Source organism: Methylobacterium sp. Leaf456 (assembly GCF_001425465.1).
Classification (GTDB): domain Bacteria; phylum Pseudomonadota; class Alphaproteobacteria; order Rhizobiales; family Beijerinckiaceae; genus Methylobacterium.
On sequence record NZ_LMQV01000034.1, the window covers coordinates 241,756 to 261,144 of the forward strand.

Below are 19,389 nucleotides of genomic sequence, written 5' to 3' on the forward strand. Positions count from 1 at the left end.
GGAAGCCGCAGCGAGCGAACGCTTATTTCAGGTGCGCGAAATACACGTCGCCCGCTGCGCGCTTCAGTTCCGCGCCGGCGTCGCGCCCGATCGCGGCGGCATCCGAGACGGCACCCTCGCGACGGACTGCCCAATGCTGCGAGCCGTCCGGAAGGAACAGCAGGCCGTCGAGGCTGATGCGGTCGCCCGTCACCTGGGCGAGGGCGGCGATCGGCGTGCGACAGGAGCCGTCGAGTTCGGCCAGAAGCCCCCGCTCGGCGTCGAGCACCGTCGTGGTCGTGGCGCAGGCGACGGGCGCCAGCAGTGCCCGGACCGCGTCGTCGCCCGCGCGGCACTCGATGCCGAGCGCGCCCTGCGCCACCGCGGGCAGCATCTCCTCGACCGAGAGGACGGAACGGGCCACCGCTTCCATGCCGAGGCGCTGGAGGCCGGCGAGCGCCAACAGCGTCGCGTCGCACTCGCCGGCTTCCAGCTTGCGCATGCGGGTGTTGGCGTTGCCGCGCAGGGGCACGATCTTCAGGTCCGGCCGGTGCATCAGCACCTGCGCCCCGCGCCGCAGCGACGAGGTGCCGACCCGCGACCCGGCGGGCAGGTCGGCGAGCCCGGTCGCGGCGCCCGCGGTGAGGAAGGCGTCGCGCGGGTCGTCCCGCTCCAGGATGCAGGCGATGACGAGCCCGTCCGGCAGCCAGGTCTCCACATCCTTCATGGAATGGACCGCGACGTCGACTTCGTCGGCGAACAGCGCCTGCTCCAGTTCCTTGGTGAACAGGCCCTTGCCGCCGATCTCGGAGAGCGGCCGGTCGAGGATGCGGTCGGCCACCGTCGAGACGACCACGATCTCGGTTTCCAATCCGGGATTGGCCGCGACGATCCGGTCACGGACCATTCCGGTCTGCGCCAGCGCCATGGGGCTGCCGCGGGTTCCGATTCGCAAGGGGCGCACGCTCATGCTTCGCCTCGTAGCCGAGACTGGCCCGTCCGTCACGCGGGCGCGTGCGTCTTGTCCCGTCCGGCCGTGAGTTCCGTGGCCGACGCAACCGCCCCATGCCGGCGAGCCCCCAGCAAAGGTTCCCGGCAAAATCTTCGAACCATCGGCTAGACAGCCGTCCCGGCCGTTGCTAATAGCCCGCCACCGCAGGGGATTGGTGGCCCGGCGGGACGGCCTCTCAAGAGAGACCGAAGGGCGCATAGCTCAGTTGGTAGAGCAGCTGACTCTTAATCAGCGGGTCCTAGGTTCGAACCCTAGTGCGCCCACCAAACATCCCAGACAATCTCGAAATATAGATAGAGCCGATCTTCGGCTCCGCTGCGTTCACCGTCTCGCGACGATCGGAGATGCGGTTGGGGCGCCGTTACGGCCTTGAGATTCGCGGTGCGGCTTCCGCCGACGCGCCCGGCCTCGCCGAGATGCTGGCGGCGTCCGGTTGGCCGGTTTCGGCGAGCGATCTGGCCGGGCGGCTCGACGGACTGCGTCACGGCACCGGGACGGCGTTGCTCGCCCTCGAATGGGGGCCGCCGAGCGGGATCGTCGTGCTGCACTGGTATCCGGGGCTGCTCGACGCCGCGCCCGTGGCACAGATCACGACGCTCCTCGTCGCACCCGACGACCGGCGCCGCGGGATCGGGCGCCAACTCCTGAAATCCGCCTCGCAGGCCGCGCGAATGGCCGGCTGCGACAGCCTCCAGACGCTGGTGCCGTCCGAGGCACCGGAGCTTGCCGTCTTCTGTCGGGCTGCGGGTTTCGTGGAAGGGCCCGGCGGATTCGTCCGGCCGTTGCGCAAGAAGGGCTGAATCAGCGCGACAGCCACAGGCCGTGGTCGATCACCAGCACCGCGCCCAGCACGATCCCGACATAGCGGCATCACGAAACGGTTCCAGCCGTGGCCGGGTCTCCATCCGGGCGGCCCGCTGGCGGCGCGGCGTCGTTTCATCCGCGCGCGCTTGGGCGACGCGGCCGGGCTAGGGCGGGCGGCCCGCGGTCTCGTCGTCGGTGGCGCCCGCGTCGATCTGCGCCTTCAGTTGCGGGACGGTCGGGTGCGCCGAGGCAGGGGCGCCTCGGGAATCCGGTCGGCTGTGGGCGGCGGCGTCTCGGAGTGAAACGCCATCGGTGGGGGCCCGCTTAGCGCGAGGAGCCGCCGGTGCCGCCGCCGCCGCTGCCCTGCGGGATCGCCCGTTCCGGCTGGCCGGCATTGCCGCCCGCGGCCGAATTCGTCGTGATGGTGTCGGCGCCGGTGGGGCCGGGCGCGATGACGTAATCGACGCCGCCGCCGGTGACGTTCTGCTGGCGCTGAATGATCGTGCCGGGCGGGAAGCGGCCGGGCGGGCCGTCATAGGGCTGGGCCTGGGCGCCGGCCGCACCGAGGGCGGTCAGGAAGGCGGCGGTGAAAACTGGAAGACGCATGGTCATATCCTTGGACGTCGGGGGGGCGCCGGAGCGGCGGCACACGCCTCGTCCTCGAACAATCCGGATCGCCCCGGTCCGGTTTCCGCACGATGTTGCGATCCTGAAGACGCGGGAAAGGCGCGGGATGCGCGCAATTCGAGCGAATCGGTCAGGCTCTCGTTCAAACCGTGCTGCAAGCCTCTAGCGGTGGAGAATGGATCGGGCGGACCATGCTGACGGCAGGCGCAGAGCGGCGGATCGAGCCCCGCCAACGGATCGGAGAGGGCGGAACGGTGGCGCTCGACGAGCACACCACGATCGGCTGCCTCGTCCACGACATCTCGGCGAGCGGCGTGCGCATCACCCTGCCGGACGCCTCCGCCATCCCGGAGGTGTTCCTGCTCAGCGCCGCCTGCCTGCCCGACGCCGCGGTCTGCCGCGTGGTCTGGCGCGACGACGAGACCATCGGGGCACGCTTCGAGAACTGAGAGACCGGGTGGCGGGGGGGCGTTGAGCCTACCGGCACTGCTCTTCGAGCATCCGGGCGATGTCGAGCCCGCCCAGCGAGACGCCGGGCTTGAACGGCGGGCCGGGCATGATGCGGACCCGGCCGCTTTCGCTGAAGAGTTCGAGCGGCTGCTTCACGCTCCACGAACCGTCCGGATTGCGGCTGAACCGCGAGCAGTCCAGCTCGTTCTGGCCCGTCGGCTGCTGCGTCTGGGCACCACCCACCAGAAGCGCCCACGCGGCCAGAGCCAACAGAGCAGAGCGCGACGGCATGAACGGTCCTCAAGGGCGCGACGGTCCCGGCGGAGGTTAGGGGCTTCGCTCCCCGAAAGCCAGCCGGGACCTTTCGAGCGCGACCGCGGGAGCTAAGCCGCGCGGCCCCCTCCCCTCACAGCATCGCGGCGAGCGCGTCCTCGCCGTAGAGCGCGTTCGTCTCCCGCTGGTGGCGGGCGTATTGCGCGCGGTAGGCCTCGTCGGTGAGCGTCTCGCTCTCGGTCAGGTCGAGACTGGTGCCGTAGGTGTGGGCGAGGTCGAGTCCACGCAGGCGCGGCACAGGCAGCACGTCGTTGGCGGCCGCCTGGGCCATCTGGCCGTAGAGCCCTTCCAGGCGGCGCACCAGCAGCGGCGTGTCGAACAGCTGGCAGGTGTCGCGGCCCGCGATCAGCCGCTCCCGCGTCGGCCGCAGGCTGGCCGGATCGCGGCCGTAGGCGACGGCGCGGGCGACGTAGTCGTCGCCCGAGGTGCAGATCATCTCCTCGATGCCCGCCGCCCGCACGAGGCTGGCGCAGACCCGCGCGGCAAAGCTGCGGCCCATCAGCGTCAGCACCGGCACCCCCATCCACAGGGCGTCGGCGGCGGTGGTGTGCGAGCCGTAGGGGAAGGTGTCGAGGAACAGGTCGGCCAGCGGGTAGCGGGCGAGATGGTGCGGGTTGGCCCGCTTGTCGGCGAAGACCAGCCGCTCCGCCGCGACGCCGCGGGCGGTCGCCGCCTGGCGCAGGCGCTCGTTGGTCTCGTCCGTGCCGGTGAGCAGCCACAGCACGCTGTCGGGCACCTGCGCCAGGACCGACATCCAGCGCGAGAAGACCCGCTCGGTGATCTTCTGCATGCCGTTGAGCGAGCAGAACACGAAGCCGTTCTCGGGCAGGCCGAGTTGGGTCCGGGTCGGACGCTCGGTCGCGACCGTGCGGCGGCGGTCGTTCGGCTGGTAGCAGGGCAGCCGCAGCACGCTCTCCGAGACCGTGTACTCCAGTTCGCGCGGAAGAATGGTGTCGTCGGCGATGAGGTAGTGGTGGAACGGCGAGGCCATCGAGCCGGGGAAACCGAACCAGTTCACCGAGACGGGCGCGGGCCGCATGCCGAAGACGCGGGTGCGCGCGTCCTTGGTGTAGCCGTTGAGGTCGATCAGGATGTCGATCTCGTGGGCGCGGATCAGCCGGGCGGCGTCGGCGTCGCTGACGCCGGTCAGGTCGTGCCAGTGATCGACCGCAGCCTTGGTGCGCTGGTGCGTGGCGTCGGCGGCGGGTACGCCGCAATAGTAGCCGAAGATCTCGCAGACCGTGCGGTCGTGCTTCTCCATCACCTCGGTCATCGAGAAGCCGACCGCGTGCTCGCGGAAGTCCGACGAGACGTAGCCGATGCGCAAGGGGCCGGGCCGGCGGTTGCGCGGATCGAGCGGCGGCAGCGCGTCGGCTGGCTCAGGCGTCAGCCCGATCGAGGTGCGGCAGTAGCGGTGGGAGTTCGACAGCAGGAAGACGGGATCGTCGGTGTAGCAGGCGGCCGAGAGCGGCGAGATGCCGGCGACGAGGTCGGCGCGCTTCATCGTGCCGACGTCCGTGATCAGCGGCCACTTGCACTGGCGCTGGCGCAGCGCGATCCAGTGCTGGACCACGTCCGGCTGGTGCGGGTTCAGCTCCAGCGACTGGCGGAGCGTATCCTCGGCCAGTGCATCGCTGTTGGAGGTCTCCAGCACCCGGCCGATCTGCTTGAGCGCGATGGTCTTGAAGTTCAGGTTCTCGCCGGTGAGCGCGGGCAGCCCGGTCGCGACGCCGTTCCAGGCGGTCACTGCGGCGCCGACCTGGCCGAGGCGCTCCAGCGCGCTGCCGAGGTTGATCCGCGCGGCGTAGAAATCGGGGTTGAGCCGCACCGTGTCGCGCAGGACGTTGACCGCGCCGGTCACGTCCTTCTGGTCGGACAGGGCCATGCCGTAGTTGAACATCGCCGCGTAGAGCAGCGGGTGGTCGGGGTTGAGCGCGATCCAGGTCTTGTAGAGCTCGATCGTCAACTCGGGCCGCCCGCCCTGCTTCAGCGCATCGGTGGCGTGGATCAGGCCGGCGAGGTCGAGCTGGCCGGCTCGGATGCGCGCCAGCTCCCGCTCGTGGAGTTCGTTCCCCTGAATGTCCGCCTGGGTTTCCGACTGTCCTGCCGCCATGATCGTGCCCGCCAACGAGATGTGCGTCGAGGTCACCGATCTGTTCCGCCGAGCGTCCGTTCTCCGGGACGTTGCGCGCGACTCTCGATGAACCCCGCCTCATCAGGTCAGAGTTTGGTTAACGACTGGTTTCACGAGGTCGGCCACAGGTTTCGCCGGGGCGAACACGCGGACGCCGCCGGCCGCGACTCCTTGCGGATCGTGGCCGGCGGCGCCGGGCGTTCTTGAGGTGTCCCGGCGCCGGAGCGCCGGGGTCGTGCCTCGGATCAGGCCGTGAGCAGGCCCTTCAGGGCGTCGGACTGCGCGCCCGACATGCCGGTGATCTGCGTCGTGGTGAAGGCGCTGCCCTGGGTCGTGGTCAGCGAGGTGATGTCCCCCGCGCTGAGGCCCGCGATCTGGGACTTGTTCAGCGAGCGGATCACCGTCGCCGACAGGCCGTCGATCTGGGTCGTCGTCAGGGCGGCGATCGCCGTCGAGGCCAGGCCCTTGACCTGGGTCGTCGTCAGCACCCCGACCTGGGTCGAGGTGAGGCCGCCGATCTGGGTCGCCGTCAGGACCGACATCTCGGAGGAGGTCAACCCGCCGACCTGGGCGGCCGAGAGCGCCCCGATGTCGGAGGAGGCCAGCCCCCTCACCTGCGTCGTCGTCAGCGCCCCGAGGAGCGTGGCGGTGAAGCCGGCGATCTGGGTCGCGGTCAGGTCGGCGATGTCGGTCGAGGAGAAGCCCTTGACCTGCGCGGTGGTGAGGCCGCCGAGCTGGGTGGCGGTGAGGCCGCCCAGTTGGGTCGTCGTCAGTGCATCGAGCTGCGAGGACTTGAACCCGCCGACCTGCGTCGTGGTCAGGGAGGCGATGTCGTCGGAGCTCAACCCCTTGACCTGATTGGTAGAGAAGCTGCCGAGCTGGCCCGTGGTCAGGCTCCGCACCTGCGCCGTGGTCAGATCGCCGATGTCCGTCGCGGTGAGGCCCGCGAGCTGCGCCGTCGTCAGCCCGGTGACCTGGGTGGCGGTGAGCCCGCCGGACTGGGTCGCGGACAGCGCGCTGAGCTGGGAGCCCGTCAGGTTGCCCATCTGGGTCGTCGTCAGCCGGCCGAGGCCGGCCGAGGTCAGTCCGCCGATCTGGACCGTGGTGAGGTTCTTCAGCTGCGTCGCCGTCAGCCCGCCGATCTGCCCCGTGGTCAGGGAGCCGAAGTCGGTGGAGGACAGGCTCTTCATCTGCGTCGTGTTGATCGCCCCGAGCTGCGTGGCGGAGAGCGCCTGCAACTGGGCCGTCGTCAGCGCGTCGAGCTGGGTGCCCGAGAAGCCGGCGAGCTGCGTCGTCGTGAGGGCCGCGACCTCGATGGCCGAGAGGCCGCCGAGCTGCGTCGTGGTCAACCCGGCGAGCTGGGTCGCCCGGAGGTTGGCGAGCTGGACCGTGGACAGGCTGTTGATCTGGTCCGCGGTCAGGCCCTTGATCTGCGTGATGGTCAGGCCCTTGATCTGGTTCGCGGTCAGGCCGTCGACCTGAGTGGTCGAGAGCGCCGCGATCTGGGTGCTGGTGAGCCCGATCATCTGGCTCGTGTTGAGCGCGCCGATGGCGGCCGAGGAGATCGCGCCGACCTGCGTCGTGGTGAGCGCACCGATCTGCGCGCCCTTGAGGCCGGCGAGCTGGGTCGCGTTGAGGCTCGTCAGACCGGTGGTGGAGAGACCCGCGATCTGCGCCGTCGAGAGTGCGCCGAGCTGGGTCGCGGTCAGGCCGTCGAGCTGGAGGGCGGAGAGCGCACCGAGCTGGGCCGCGGTCAGGCCCGAGAGCTGCACCGTCGTGATCGCGCCGAGCTGAGCCGAGGTCAGACCGCCGAGCTGCGTCGTGGTCAGGCTCTTCAGGTCGGTCGCCGAGAAGCCGAGAACCTGCGCGGTCGTGAGGCTCCCGAGCTGCCCGGCGGTGAGGCCGCCGAGCTGGGTCGAGGTCAGCGCGTCGAACTGCGTCGCCTTGAAGCCGGCGAGCACCGTGTTCGAGAGGCGTCCGACCTGGGTGGTGGTCAGGGCGCCGAGCTGGGCGTTCGACAGCGCACCGACCTGGGTCGTGGTCAGGCCGTTGAGCTGGGTCGAACTGAGGGCGCCCATCTGGCTCGTCTTGAAGCCGGCGAGCTGGGTCGCGTTCAGCCGCTGCAACTGGGCGACCGAGAGGCCGGCGAGCTGGGTGCTCGTCAGGGCGCCGAGCTGCGGCGCCTTGAGGCCGGTGACCTGGGCGGTCGTGAGCGCGGCGACGTCGGCGGTCGAGAGATCGCCGAGTTGGCTCGTGGCCAGCGCGCCGAGCTGGGCGGAGGTCAGCGCGTTGAGCTGAGCCGTTGTCAAGGCCCCGACCTGGGTCGAGGTCAGACCGGCGAGCTGGGTGTTGCTCAGGGCGGTGACCAGCGTCGTGGTCAGGCCGCCGAACTGAGCCGTCGTCAGGCTGCGCAGGTCGGTCGCCGAGAAGCCGCCGATCTGCGTGGCCGTCAGGCGGCCGATCTGGGTGCCGGTCAGGGCGCCGAGCTGTGTCACGTTGAGCGCGTCGAGCTGGGTCGCCTTGAGGCCGCCGAGCGCCGTCGTGTTCAGGGCCCCGATCTGGGTCGCGGTCAGCCCGCCGAGCTGGCCGGTCGAGAGCGCCCCGATCTGGGCCTGGGCCAGACCGTTGAGCTGAGCCGCGCTCAGTGCGCCGATCTGGACGCTGCCGAGGCCGGCGAGCTGGCTCGTGGCGAGGTTCGACAGCTGGGTGGCCTTGAAGCCGCCGATCTGCGTCGTCGTCAGCGCGCCGAGCTGGTTGGCCTTGAGGCCGGCGACCTGAGCGGTCGAGAGCGTCCCGATGTCGGTGGTGGACAGGCCTCCGAACTGGGCGGCGGCGAGCGCGCCGATCTGCGCGGCGGTCAGGCCGCCGAGCTGAGTCGCCGTCAGGGCGCCGAGCTGGGTCGAGGTCAGGCCGGCGAGCTGGGTGTTGGTCAGCGCGGCGATCTGGTTGGTGGACAGGCCGCCGACCTGGTCGGTGGTCAGCCCCCTCAGGTCGGTCGCGGAGAAGCCGCCGATCTGCGTGGTGGTCAGGTCGCCGAGCTGGTCGCGGGTGAGGCCGGCGAGCTGGGTCGCGGTCAGGGCGTCGAGCTGGGTCGGCTTGAAGCCGCGCAGGGTGTCGGCGCTGAGGTCACCGAGCTGGTCGGCGGTCAGGTAGCCGATCGAGATCGCCGAGAGGCCGCCGATCTGGGTCGCGGTCAGGCCGTCGAGCTGTTCCGCGGAGAGCGCACCGAACTGGGTGCTGCCGAAGCCGGCGAGCTGGGTCGCGGAGAAGTTGGACAGCTGGGTGGTGGTCAGCCCGCCGATCTGGTCGGCGGAGAGCGCGCCGAGCTGGGTCGTCCGCAGGCCGCCGAGCACCGTGGCCGTGAGGTCGGCGATCTTGGTCGCGGTCAGGCCGGAGAGCTGGTCCGTCGTGATCGCGCCGAAGCCGGTCGCGGTCAGGGCGTTGAGCTGCTCGGTCGAGAGCGCGCCGAGCTGGGTCGAGGCGAGGCCGGCGAGCTGCGTGGTCCTCAGCCCGGCGATCTGCGCGGTGGTGAGGCCCGCGAGCTGGCCATTGCCGAGGACGCCGAGGTCGGTCGAGGAGAACCCGCCGATCTGCGTCGTCGTCAGGCCGCCGAGCTGCGTGCTGGTCAGGCCGCCGAGCTGGACCGAGGACAGCGCGTCGAGCTGCGTCCCGCTGAGGCCGCTCAGCGCGGTGGCGCTGAGGTCGCCGAGCTGAGCCGCGGTCAGGGCGCCGAGCGAGGTGATGGAAAGCCCGCCGTACTGGGTCGAGGTCAGGCCGTCGAGCTGGGTCGCGTTCAGCGCGCCGAGCTGGACGGTGCCGAAGCCGCCGAGCTGGGTCGCGGTCAGCCGCGACATCTGCGTGGTGGTCAGCCCGCCGACCTGGTCGGCGGTCAGGCCGCCGAGCTGGGTCGTGGTCAGGCCGGCCAGCGCCGTGGTGGTGAGGGCGCCGATGGCGGTCGCGTCGAGGCCGCCGAACTGCGTCGTCGAGATCGAACCGAGGCCGGTCGTGGTCAGGGCGTTGAGCTGATCGGTGGAGAGCGCGCCGATCTGGGTCGAGTTCAGGCCGGAGAGCTGCGTCGCGGTGATCGCCGCGAGCTGGGTGGTGGTGAGGCCGCCGAACTGGAGCGTGGTCAGGCCGGCGAGGTCGGTCGAGGAGAAGCCGCCGAACTGCGTCGTGGTCAGGCCGCCGAGCTGATCGCTGGTCAGGCCGTCGATCTGCGTGTCGGTGAGCGCGTCGAGCTGCGTCGCCTTGAAGCCGCCGAGCGCCGCGGTGGTCAGGTCGCCGAGCTGGGTCGAGCTCAGCAGGCCGAGCGAGGTGGTGGTCAGGTCACCGTACTGGGTCGCGGTCAGGCCGTTGAGCTGATCGCTGGAGAGCGCGGCGAACTGGACCGTGCCGAAGCCGGCGATCTGGCTGGAGGCGAGGCTCGCGAGCTGGGTGGTGGTGAGGCCGCCGACCTGATCGGCGGTCAGCGCGCCGAGCTGGGTCGTGGTCAGCCCGGTGAGAGTGGTGGTCGAGAGGGCGGCGATCGAGGAGGAGCCGAGGCCGCCCACCTGGGTCGTCGTCAGCGAACCGAGACCGTTCGTGGTCAGGGCGTTGAGCTGGTCGTTCGACAGCGCGCCGAGCTGGGTCGAGGTCAGGCCGGAGAGCTGGTCGTTCGTCAGCGCCGCGATCTGGTCGGCGGTCAGCCCGGCCCGCAGGGCAGACGTCAGGCTGGTCAGGTCGGTGGAGGAGAGGCCGCCGATCTGCGTCGTTGTCAGGCCGCCGAGCTGGTCGCTCTTGAGGGCGTTGAGCTGGTCCGAGGTGAGCGCGTCGAGCTGGGTGGCCTTGAAGGCGCCGAGCGAGGTGCCGTTCAGGTTGCCGATCTGCGTCGTGGTCAGCAGGCCGAGCGAGACCGTGTTGAGACCGCCGATCTGGGTTGCGGTCAGGCCGTTGAGCTGATCGCTGGAGAGCGCGGCGAACTGGGTGGTGACGAAGCCCGCGATCTGGGTCGAGGTGAAGTTCGCGAGCTGGGTCGTGGTGAACCCGCCGACCTGGGTGGTCGTCAGCGCGGCGAGCTGGGTGGAGCGGAGGCCCGACAGCAGGCCGGTCGAGAGGTCGGGGAGCTTCGTGACCGTGAGACCGCCGATCTGCGTCGTCGTGAGCGAGCCGAGAGCGGTCGTGGTCAGGGCGTTGAGCTGGTCGGTAGAGAGCCCGCCGAGCTGGGTCGTGGTCAGGTTGGCGAGCTGCGCGACCTTCAGGGCGGCGACTTGATTCGTCGTGAGGCCGGCGAGCTGGGTCGTGGTCAGCCCGGCGAGGTCGGTCGCGGAGAAGCCGCCGACCTGCGTCGTGGTCAGGCCAGCGAGCTGGTCGCTCTTCAGGCCGTCGAGCTGGGCGTCGGTGAGCGCGTCGAGCTGGGTCGCCCGGAAGGCGCCGAGCGAGGTGGCGGTGAGGTTGCCGATCTGGGCCGAGGTCAGCAGGGCGAGCGAGGTCGTGTTGAGGCCGCCGAACTGGGTCGCGGTCAGGCCGTTGAGCTGGGTCGCGTTCAGCGCCTGGACCTGCACGGTGGCGAGGCCTGCGAGCTGGGTCGAGGCGAGGCTCGCGAGCTGCGTGGTGGTGAGGCCGGGGACCTGGGTGGCGGCCAGCGCGGCGAGCTGGGTGATCTTGAGGCCCGACAGCAGTCCGGTGGACAGATCGGTGATCGTCGTGGCCGTCAGGCCGGCGATCTGCGTCGTGGCGAGTGCGCCGACATTGGTCGTGGTCAGGGCGTTGAGCTGGGTGGTCGAGAGCGCACCGACCTGGGTGGTGGTCAGGCCCGAGAGCTGACCGCTGGTAAGCGCGGCGATCTGGGTGGTGGTCAGCGCCGCCCGCAGGGTCGAGTCCATGCCGGTCAGGTCGGTGGCGGTGAGGCCGCCGATCTGCGTCGTGGTCAGGCTGCCGAACTGGTCGCCGGTCAGGCCGTTGAGCTGCGTGGTGGCGAGCGCGTCGAGCTGCGTCGCCCGGAAGGCGGCGAGCGAGGTGGTGGTCAAGTTCTTGATCTGGGTCGTGGTCAGGTAGCCGAGCGACGTCGTGTTGAGGGCGCCGATCTGGGTCGCGGTCAGGCCGTTGAGCTGATCGTTCGAGAGCGCGGCGAACTGGGTGGCGCCGAGGCCCGCGATCTGGCTGGAGCTGAGGTTCGAGAGCTGGGTGGTGGTGAGGCCGCCGACCTGGGTGGTCGTCAGCGCGGCGAGCTGAGCCGTCTTGAGGCCGGTGAGCAGGGTGGTAGTGAGGTCGGCGACCTTCGTGGCCGACAGGGTGCCGAGCTGGGTCGTCGTGAGCGAGCCGAGAGCGGTCGTGGTCAGGGCGTTGAGCTGCTCGGTGGTGAGCGCGGCGATCTGGGTCGCGGCGAGGCCAGAGAGCTGGGCCGTCGTCAGGGCGGTGACCTGCGTGGTCGTCAGGCCGCCGAGCTGGGTGTTGTCGAGTTCCTTGAAGTCGGTCGAGGTGAAGCTGCCGAGCTGCGCCGTCGTCAGGCTGCCGAGCTGGTCGCTCTTCAGGCCGTCGAGCTGGGCCGAGGTGAGCGCGTCGAGCTGCGTCGCCCGGAAGGCCGAGAGCGAGGTCGTGCTCAGGGCGCCGAGCTGGGTCGAGGTCAGGTAGCCGAGCGAGGTCGTGCCCAGCGCGCCGATCTGGGTTCCGGTCAGGCCGTCCATCTGGGTCGCGTTCAGCGCCTGGAACTGGAGGGCGACGAAGCCGGCGATTTGGGTCGCGGTCAGGCTCGAAAGCTGGTCGGCGGTGAGACCGCTGACCTGGGTGGCGGCCAGCGCGCCGAGCTGGGTCGCCTTGATGCCGGCGAGCACCGTGGTGTTGAGTTCGCGGATCTTCGTCGAGGTCAGGTTGGCGATCTGCCCCACCGTGAGCGAGCCGAGGCCGGTCGTGGTAAGCGCGTTGAGCTGGGTGGTCGTGAGGGCGGCGACCTGGGCCGTGGTCAGGCCGCTGAGCTGCTCCGTCTTGAGCGAGGCGATCTGGGTCTCGTTGAGGCCGGCGAGCTGGGTGGTGGTGAACTCGGTCAGGTCGACCGAGGAGAAGCCGCCGACCTGCGTCGCCGTCAGGCCGCCGAGCTGCGTGGCCGTTAGGCCGTCGAGCTGGGTCGTGGTCAGGGCGTCGATCTGGCTCGCCTTGAAGCCGCTGAGCGCGGTGGTGTCCAGGGAGCCGAGCTGCGCCGCGGTGAGGAGGCCGAGCGAGACCGTGCCGAGGCCGCCGAGCTGGGTCGTGGTCAGGCTGTTGAGCTGGGTCGTGTTCAGGGCGGCGAGCTGCGTCGTGACGAAGCCGGCGAGCTGGGTCGAGGTCAGGCTCGACAGCTGCGTGACCGCGAGGTTCTGGGCCTGGGCGGTGGTCAGGTTGCCGAGCTGGTCCGCGGTGAGGCCGGCGACCGCCGCGGTGGTGAGGCCGGTGAGGTTGACGGTGCTCAGGTTGCTGACCTGGGTGGTCGTGAGCGAACCGATCGCGGTCGTGGACAGGGCGCTGAGCTGGGTCGTCGTGAGATCGTTGAGATCGGTCGAGGACAGGGCGCCGAGCTGGGTGGTCCGGAGCGCGGCGAGCTGGGTGACCTTCAAGCTCTGAAGCTGGGTCGTGACGAAGTCGCCGAGGTCGGTCGAGGAGAAGCCGACGATCTGGGTGGTGGTCAGGCCGCCGACCTGCGTGGTCGTCAGTCCGCCGAGCTGGGCCGTGGTGAGGGCGTCGAGCTGGGTCGCCTTGAGGCCGCCGAGCGCGGTGGTGTCGAGGGAGCCGACCTGCGCCGCGGTCAGGAGGCCGAGCGAAACGGTGCCGAGGCCGCCGATCTGGGTCGTGGTCAGGCTGTTGAGCTGGGTCGTGTTCAGGGCGGCGAACTGGGTCGTGACGAAGCCGGCGAGCTGGGTCGCGGTCAGGGTCGGCAGCTGCGAGGTGGCGAGGGCCTGGGCCTGGGTGGTGGTCAGGTTGCCGAGCTGGTCCGCGGTGAGGCCGGCGACCGACGCGGTGGTGAGGCCGGTGATGTTGGTCGAATTGATGCCGCTGACCTGGGTCGTCGAGAGCGAACCGATCGCGGTCGTGGACAGGGCGCTGAGCCGGGTCGCCGTCAGATCGTTGAGATCGGTCGTGGACAGGGCGCCGAGCTGGGTGGTCCGGAGCGCGGCGAGCTGGGTGGCCTTCAGGCCGCCGAGTTGGGTCGTGTCGAAGTCGCCGAGGTCGGTCGAGGAGAAGCCCAGGATCTGAGTCGTGGTCAGGCCGCCGATCTGCCCGGCCGTCAGTCCGCCGAGCTGGGCCGTGGTGAGGGCGTCGAGCTGGGTCGCCTTGAGGCCGCCGAGCGCGGTGGTGTCCAGGGAGCCGACCTGCGCCGCGGTCAGGAGGCCGAGCGAGACCGTGCCGAGGCCGCCGATCTGGGCGGTGGTCAGGCTGTTGAGCTGAGTCGTGTTCAGGGCGGCGAACTGCGTCGTGACGAAGCCGGCGAGCTGGGTCGCGGTCAGGGTCGGCAGCTGCGAGGTGGCGAGGGCCTGAGCCTGGGCGGTGGTCAGGTTGCCGAGCTGGGTCGCCTTGAGGCCGGCGACCGCCGTGACGGTGAGGCCGCTGAGGTTGACGGTGCTCAGGCCGCTGACCTGATCCGTCGAGAGCGAACCGATCGCGGTGGTGGTCAGGGCGCTGAGCTGGGTCGCCGTGAGATCGTTGAGATCGGTCGTGGACAGGGCGCCGAGTTGGGTGGTCCGGAGCGCGGCGAGCTGGGTGGCGTTCAGGCTCTGGAGCTGGGTCGTGGCGAAGTCGCCGAGGTCGGTCGAGGAGAAGCCGACGATCTGCGCGGCGGACAGGTCGCCGATCTGCGTGGTCGTTAGGCCGGCGAACTGGGTCGAGGTGAGGGCGTCGAGCTGCGTCGCCTTGAGGCCGCCGAGCGCGGTGGTGTTCAGGGAGCCGATCTGCGCCGCGCTCAGGGCACCGAGCGAGCCGCCGCCCAGGGCGCCGTATTGCGTCGTGGTCAGGTTGTTGAGCGCGGTGGTGTTGAGGTCGCCGATCTGGGTCGTGGTCAGGCTGTTGACCTGGGTCGTGGTCAGGCCGCCGATCTGCGTGGCGGTCAGGCCGTTGACCTTGGTCGAGTTCAGGCTGTTGAGGTTGGTCGCGTTCAGGCCGGTGATCTGCGACGAGCTGATGTTGCCGAGCTGGGTCGCGTTCAGGGCGTTGAGGTTGGTCGAGGACAGGCCGCTGATCTGGGTCGCGGTGAGGCTCGTGAACTGGGCCGTGGTCAGGGCGTTGAGGTTGGTCGAGCTCAGGGCGCCGAACTGCGCCGAGGTGAGATTCGGCAGCTGGGTGGCCGCAAGGCCGCCGACCTGACCCGCGGTAAGGTTCGCGAACTGGGCCGCCGAGAGGCTGCCGAGCTGCGTCGTCGTGATCGCGCCGATATCGCTCGATTGCAGGCCCGAGACCTGGGTCGTGGTCAGCGCGGCGACCTGCGCCGGGGTGAGCGCCTGCAGATGGCCGGTGCTCAGGCTGTCGAGCTGCGTGCTGGTGAGGCCGGAGAGCTGCGTCGCGGTGATGAGCGCGAGGTTGGCCGTGGTCAGGGCTTCGAGCTGGGCCGCGCTCAGCACCGCGATCTGGGTGGGGACGAAGTCCGCCATGTCCGTGGTGGTGAGCGCGGAGATCGTCGTCGTCGACAGCGCGATGATCTCGGTGGTCGTCAGGTTGGCAATCGTCGAGGCCACGGTCCGCTCCAACACCCGAAAAGCGCTGCCGCCTTGTCGGGCGGCGATATCCGTCGCCTCGTTCGGGACGAGGCGGAGCGGCGATTGTCTCAAGGAGGGGTCGGTGTCGGCGGGCCGATCGCGGGGCGTGGCGCCGCTGGGCGTCTCCGCCGGGCTCCCCTGGAGCCCGCGGTGATCGCTCGAAACGTCTGCCCCCGCGTCCGGCCTTTCAGCGCATTGGACGCCCTTTGGTCCAATATGCCGGCCGATGGGTTAAAGCCGGTTTAAGTCGGGCGGCCGAACCGGACATTGGGCGCAATTGTCGAGGCCGACCGCGGATGTGCTGAATCGCCGGGTAACGCCGCCGGTCGAGTCCAATCCATCGGCGCCGTCTGATGATGTCGTGGTCTCGGAGCGGCTACGGAGGCCGATTTTTTCAGTCGAATCGCTGCGATACTCGCAAAAATAAAATCCGGCGAAGCGGAGGCCGCTTCGCCGGAAGTCTGTCGGGTCAGGCGATGCGCTGAAATCGGTCGTCCGATCCGGTCGGGTGGTGCCGGGCCTCAGGGCTCGCGGATGCTCTCGTCGAAGCCGCGGATCAGCGGATAGATGAAGTACGAGATCACGCTGCGGGTGCCGACCTTGATCTCGGCGGTGACGCCCATGCCGGGAATCGGCCGCGTGCCCTCGGGCAGCCCGCGCAGGTGGTTGCCGACGAGGTCCACCTGCCCGCGATGGGTCATGTTGGCCGTGTTCGGGCCGGTGGCGCCCTGCGCCGTCTCCATCCGCACCGAGCGCAGGCGCCCGGAGAGCGTGCCGTGGCGCTGGTAGGGGAAGGCGTCGAGCTTCACCATCACCTCGTCGCCGGGCTTGGCGTAGCCGGCGTCGCCGGAGCCGATCATCACCTCGGCGAAGAGCGGCGCGTCGAGCGGCAGCAGCGTCAGCACCGGTTCGGCCGGCTGCACCACCGAGCCGACCGAGCGGCGGGCGAGATCGAGCACCACGCCGTCCTCGGGGGCGGTGAGCACCACGAGTTCGTTCATGCGGTTGGCCTTCACGAGGCTCTCGCTGACGCCCTTCTCTTCCTTGCGCGCCTTGACCAGCGCCTCCATCAGTTCGCTGCGCCAGCGATCGACGAAGACCTGCCGCTCGGCGCGCTTGGCCGCGAGCTGATTCTCCAACTCGTTGCGGCGGTTGTCCTCTTCCTGGCGGTCGCGCTCGGCTTTGAGGCGGCTGACCGAGGCGCCGAGATACTGCACCCGCGAGGCGACGGTCTTCTTGTAGAGCTGCGAATACATCTGCTCCAACTCGGAATAGACGTCGAATTGCAGCTCGGCCGACTTGGCGTTGACGCCGGCGGCCGCGAGGCTCCCGGTCAGCCGGGCGAGCTCGGCATCGAACGAGCGCAGCTGCGCCTCGAACTGCGAGTGGCGCTGGCGGTGCAGGCTGGTCTGGAGCGCCACGTCCGGGCCGGACCCGGTGAAGCGGGGCGGCTGGTCGGCGAGTTCGGCCTCCAGACGTTCCAATTCGGCGCGAAGCGCGTCCTGCTGGCTGGCCAGCGCGGTGCGATCGGCCTGGGCGAAGGTCGGATCGAGGCGGGCGAGCACGTCGCCCTTGCGCACGGTGTCGCCGGCCTTCACCCGCAACTCGCGGATGATCGAGAGCTGGAGCGGCTGGAGCACGATGTTCGGCGCGTCGGCGAGCAGCCGGCCCGAGGTCGAGACGATGATATCGACCTTGACGAGGACCGAGGCCAGCGTCAGCGCCGCCACCAGCGCGACGACGCCGTAGAGGGTCATCCGCATGGCCCTGGGCGGGCGCTCGGCGAACAGCGCGTCGAGGTCCTGGGGCTCGTCGCGCAGCGCCGCGCGGGCGCGGGCCGCGCCGTCGATGGTGCGGCGGGTCCAGGCGGCGGCGCCGCCGAGCCGGGCCCGGCGGGCATGGGGAAGGCGTGGCGCGTCGGGCGCCTTCGAACGGCGCAGCATCACTGGAAATGCCTGGTCTGCTGGTGCCAGAGGCGTTGATAGACCTCGCAGCGCTCGACCAGCTCGGCGTGCGGCGCGCAATCGACCACCCGGCCGCGATCGAGCACGAGGATCTTGTCGGCCGTGACCAGCGAGGTCAGGCGGTGCGAGACGATGACCATGGTGCGCCCGTGGGCGATCTCGGCCAGATGCTCCTGCACGATGGCCTCGCTCTCGGGGTCGAGGGCGCTCGTCGCCTCGTCGAAGATGAGCAGGCGCGGGCGCAGCACGAGGGCGCGGGCGATGGCGATGCGCTGGCGCTGGCCGCCGGAGAAGTTCGAGCCGTTCTCCTGCACCATCGTGTCGTAGGAGGCGGGCAGGCGCTCGATGAACTCGGCGGCACCCGCCATGCGCGAGGCCTCGACGATCTCGGCGATGGATGCGTCGGGGCGGGCGGCGGCGATGTTCTCGCGGATCGTGCCGCGGAACAGAAAGTTTTCTTGCAGCACCACGCCGATCTGCGTGCGCAGATGCGGCAGATCGATCTGGCGCAGGTCGATCCCGTCGAGGCGGATCGCCCCGCCCTGCGCGGTCTGGATGCCCTGGATCAAGCGGGTGACCGTGGTCTTGCCGGAGCCGGAGCGCCCGACCACGCCGACGACTTGACCGGGCTCGACCGTGAAGCACACGCCGTCGAGCGCAGGCGCCGCGGCGCCCGGATAGGTGTAGGTGACCTCCTCGAACTCCATCCGTCCCGACAGCTCCGGCTTCATGCCAGGGCGGCCGGGATCGCGCTCGGGCGGGTGGGTCATCACCGTGCCGAGCATCTCGACGGCGAGCCGCGTCTCCTGCGATTCGTTGACGAGGGCGACGATCTGGATGAGCGGGCCGGTGACGCGGCCGGCCACCATGTTGAAGGCGATGAGCGCGCCGATGCTGAGCGAGCCGTCGAACACGTCGAGCGCGCCGAGGCCCAGCACGCAGAGCTGCATGCTCTTCTCCAGCCCCGTGGTCATCACGTTGGCGAAGGCCGCGAGCCGCCCAACCGCGGCGCGGCGGGCCACGCCCGTGGCGACCGTGGTGTCCCATTCCTTGAGCCGAGCCGGTTCGAGGGCCAGCGACTTCACGGTCCGCATCCCGTGGATCGTCTCGACGAGGTGCGACTGGCGTGAGCCCTCCGCCTGATAGAGTCGCTGGAGGTGATGGCGGAAGATCGGGACGATGGCGCCGATCACCGCGGCGATGGCGAGCGAGAACAGCAGCACCACGATGGTCAGCTTGCTCGAGTAGAAGGCGAGCAGCCCCAGCGTCAGCGGCAGCGTCACGGCGTCGAGCGCGGCCTGGAACAGGCGCCCGGTGAGGAACTGGCGGATGGTGTCGGTCTGCTGGAGGTTGCGCGTCAGCGCGCCCGCGCTCTGCCCCTCGAAGAAGTGCAGCGGCAGATGCAGCATGTGCCGGAAGGTGCGGGTGGCGAGCCGCGCGTCGACCTTGTTGGTCACGTACAGCATCAGGTATTGGCGCACGTAGGAGAACAGGCCGTCGAACAGGATCAGGATCGCGGCGATCAGCACGATCGCGCCGAGCGTCCGATAGCTCTGATGGCCGAGCGCCTTGTCGATCAGCACCTGGAAAGTGAGCGGCGTGGCGAAGCCGATGATCGTCGCCATCACGGCCGCGACCGCGACGTCGCGCAGGTAGCGCCGCTCGCGCAGGATCTCGGGGACGAACCAGCTCAGGCCGAAGGTCTCGGGCTCGGCGGGCTTCGCCTTGGCCGGACGGCACAGCATCAGCGTGCCGGACCACTCCTCAAGGAATTTATCGCGCGTGACCGGGGTGCCGCCGTCGGCCTCGGTGCGGGGATCGAGCACCATCACGCCCGGCCCATCGGGGCCGTCGGCCGAATCGGTGACGAGGACCCAGTTGCCGCCCTTCTGCTGCGCCATCACCGGCCACGCGCCGCCCATGGCGGCGAGGTGCTTCCAGCGGCGCTTGGCCAGCAGCCGTCCCTCCAGCCCGGAGGCGGCCAGCACCCGCAGCATCGAGCCGGTCGGGTCCTCCTCGCTGATCCCGGCGATGGCTTCGGGCCGGAGCTGGACGCCCCGGTGGAGCGCCATCACGAACAGGCAGCGGATCGCCGTGTGATGGCGCGAGAGCAGGAAGGAGGCCGGCGCGTTCACGGCAAGCTCCTGTCGGGACGGTGCGGCGGATGATCGGGGGGCGTGGGCATGGCGGGGAGCCTATGGCGCCTCAGGCGGCCCGGCGGGCGGCGGCCCGATCCGGGTGCGGCGCGCGGCCGATCGCTTCGGCTGATGGCTCCACGACGCAAACTCCCCCCGGAGCCGTATCGGCCCTAAGGCGACACTGAGCCTCCATCGCTCAACATTCGGTTAACCTTGCCATTCGGATGCTGTTGACCCGAACGAACTGATGCCG

Annotated in this window: 9 protein-coding genes and 1 tRNA gene; 3 read left to right on the plus strand and 7 right to left on the minus strand. The window is 70.3% G+C overall.

Features of this window, described 5'->3' with window-relative positions:
- Positions 1-22: 22 nt before the first annotated feature.
- The gene (gene hemC, locus ASG52_RS16730) at positions 23-949 is read right to left on the minus strand and encodes a hydroxymethylbilane synthase (protein WP_056245572.1); all 927 of its coding nucleotides are present in this window, start codon (positions 947-949) and stop codon (positions 23-25) included.
- A gap of 232 nt (positions 950-1,181) precedes the next feature.
- Here hemC and ASG52_RS16735 point away from each other — a divergent pair.
- Both ASG52_RS16735 and ASG52_RS16740 read left to right on the plus strand, forming a co-directional pair.
- Positions 1,182-1,257: transfer RNA gene (locus tag ASG52_RS16735), tRNA-Lys, on the plus strand.
- Between the two features lie 84 nt (positions 1,258-1,341).
- The gene (locus ASG52_RS16740) at positions 1,342-1,791 is read left to right on the plus strand and encodes a GNAT family N-acetyltransferase (RefSeq protein ID WP_056245812.1); all 450 of its coding nucleotides are present in this window, start codon (positions 1,342-1,344) and stop codon (positions 1,789-1,791) included.
- 328 nt (positions 1,792-2,119) lie between these two features.
- On the opposite strand, the gene ASG52_RS16745 is transcribed toward ASG52_RS16740, so the two are convergent.
- A complete protein-coding gene (locus ASG52_RS16745; protein WP_056245575.1) occupies positions 2,120-2,401 on the minus strand; it encodes a hypothetical protein in 282 nt (93 codons plus the stop codon).
- Between the two features lie 212 nt (positions 2,402-2,613).
- Here ASG52_RS16745 and ASG52_RS16750 point away from each other — a divergent pair, with 212 nt between their 5' ends.
- Positions 2,614-2,871, plus strand: coding sequence for a PilZ domain-containing protein (locus ASG52_RS16750; protein WP_056245579.1), 258 nt, complete (start codon positions 2,614-2,616; stop codon positions 2,869-2,871).
- Positions 2,872-2,899: 28 nt separating this feature from the next.
- Here the strand turns inward: ASG52_RS16750 and ASG52_RS16755 are convergent, their stop codons facing one another.
- The 5 genes from ASG52_RS16755 to ASG52_RS16775 form a co-directional block, all read right to left on the minus strand.
- The gene (locus ASG52_RS16755; RefSeq protein ID WP_056245582.1) at positions 2,900-3,163 is read right to left on the minus strand and encodes a hypothetical protein; all 264 of its coding nucleotides are present in this window, start codon (positions 3,161-3,163) and stop codon (positions 2,900-2,902) included.
- A gap of 115 nt (positions 3,164-3,278) precedes the next feature.
- Positions 3,279-5,354, minus strand: coding sequence for an O-linked N-acetylglucosamine transferase, SPINDLY family protein (locus ASG52_RS16760; RefSeq protein ID WP_056245584.1), 2,076 nt, complete (start codon positions 5,352-5,354; stop codon positions 3,279-3,281).
- Between the two features lie 230 nt (positions 5,355-5,584).
- Entirely contained in the window at positions 5,585-15,013 is a 9,429-nt protein-coding gene (locus ASG52_RS16765; protein WP_056245587.1) for a beta strand repeat-containing protein, read from the minus strand.
- A gap of 542 nt (positions 15,014-15,555) precedes the next feature.
- The gene (locus ASG52_RS16770) at positions 15,556-16,977 is read right to left on the minus strand and encodes an HlyD family type I secretion periplasmic adaptor subunit (protein WP_056245590.1); all 1,422 of its coding nucleotides are present in this window, start codon (positions 16,975-16,977) and stop codon (positions 15,556-15,558) included.
- Positions 16,977-19,070 carry a peptidase domain-containing ABC transporter gene (locus ASG52_RS16775; protein WP_056245817.1) on the minus strand — a complete coding sequence of 698 codons (2,094 nt, stop codon included), beginning with the start codon at positions 19,068-19,070 and terminating at the stop codon, positions 16,977-16,979. The genes ASG52_RS16770 and ASG52_RS16775 overlap by 1 nt, the downstream gene beginning before the upstream one ends.
- Between the last annotated feature and the right edge of the window lie 319 nt (positions 19,071-19,389).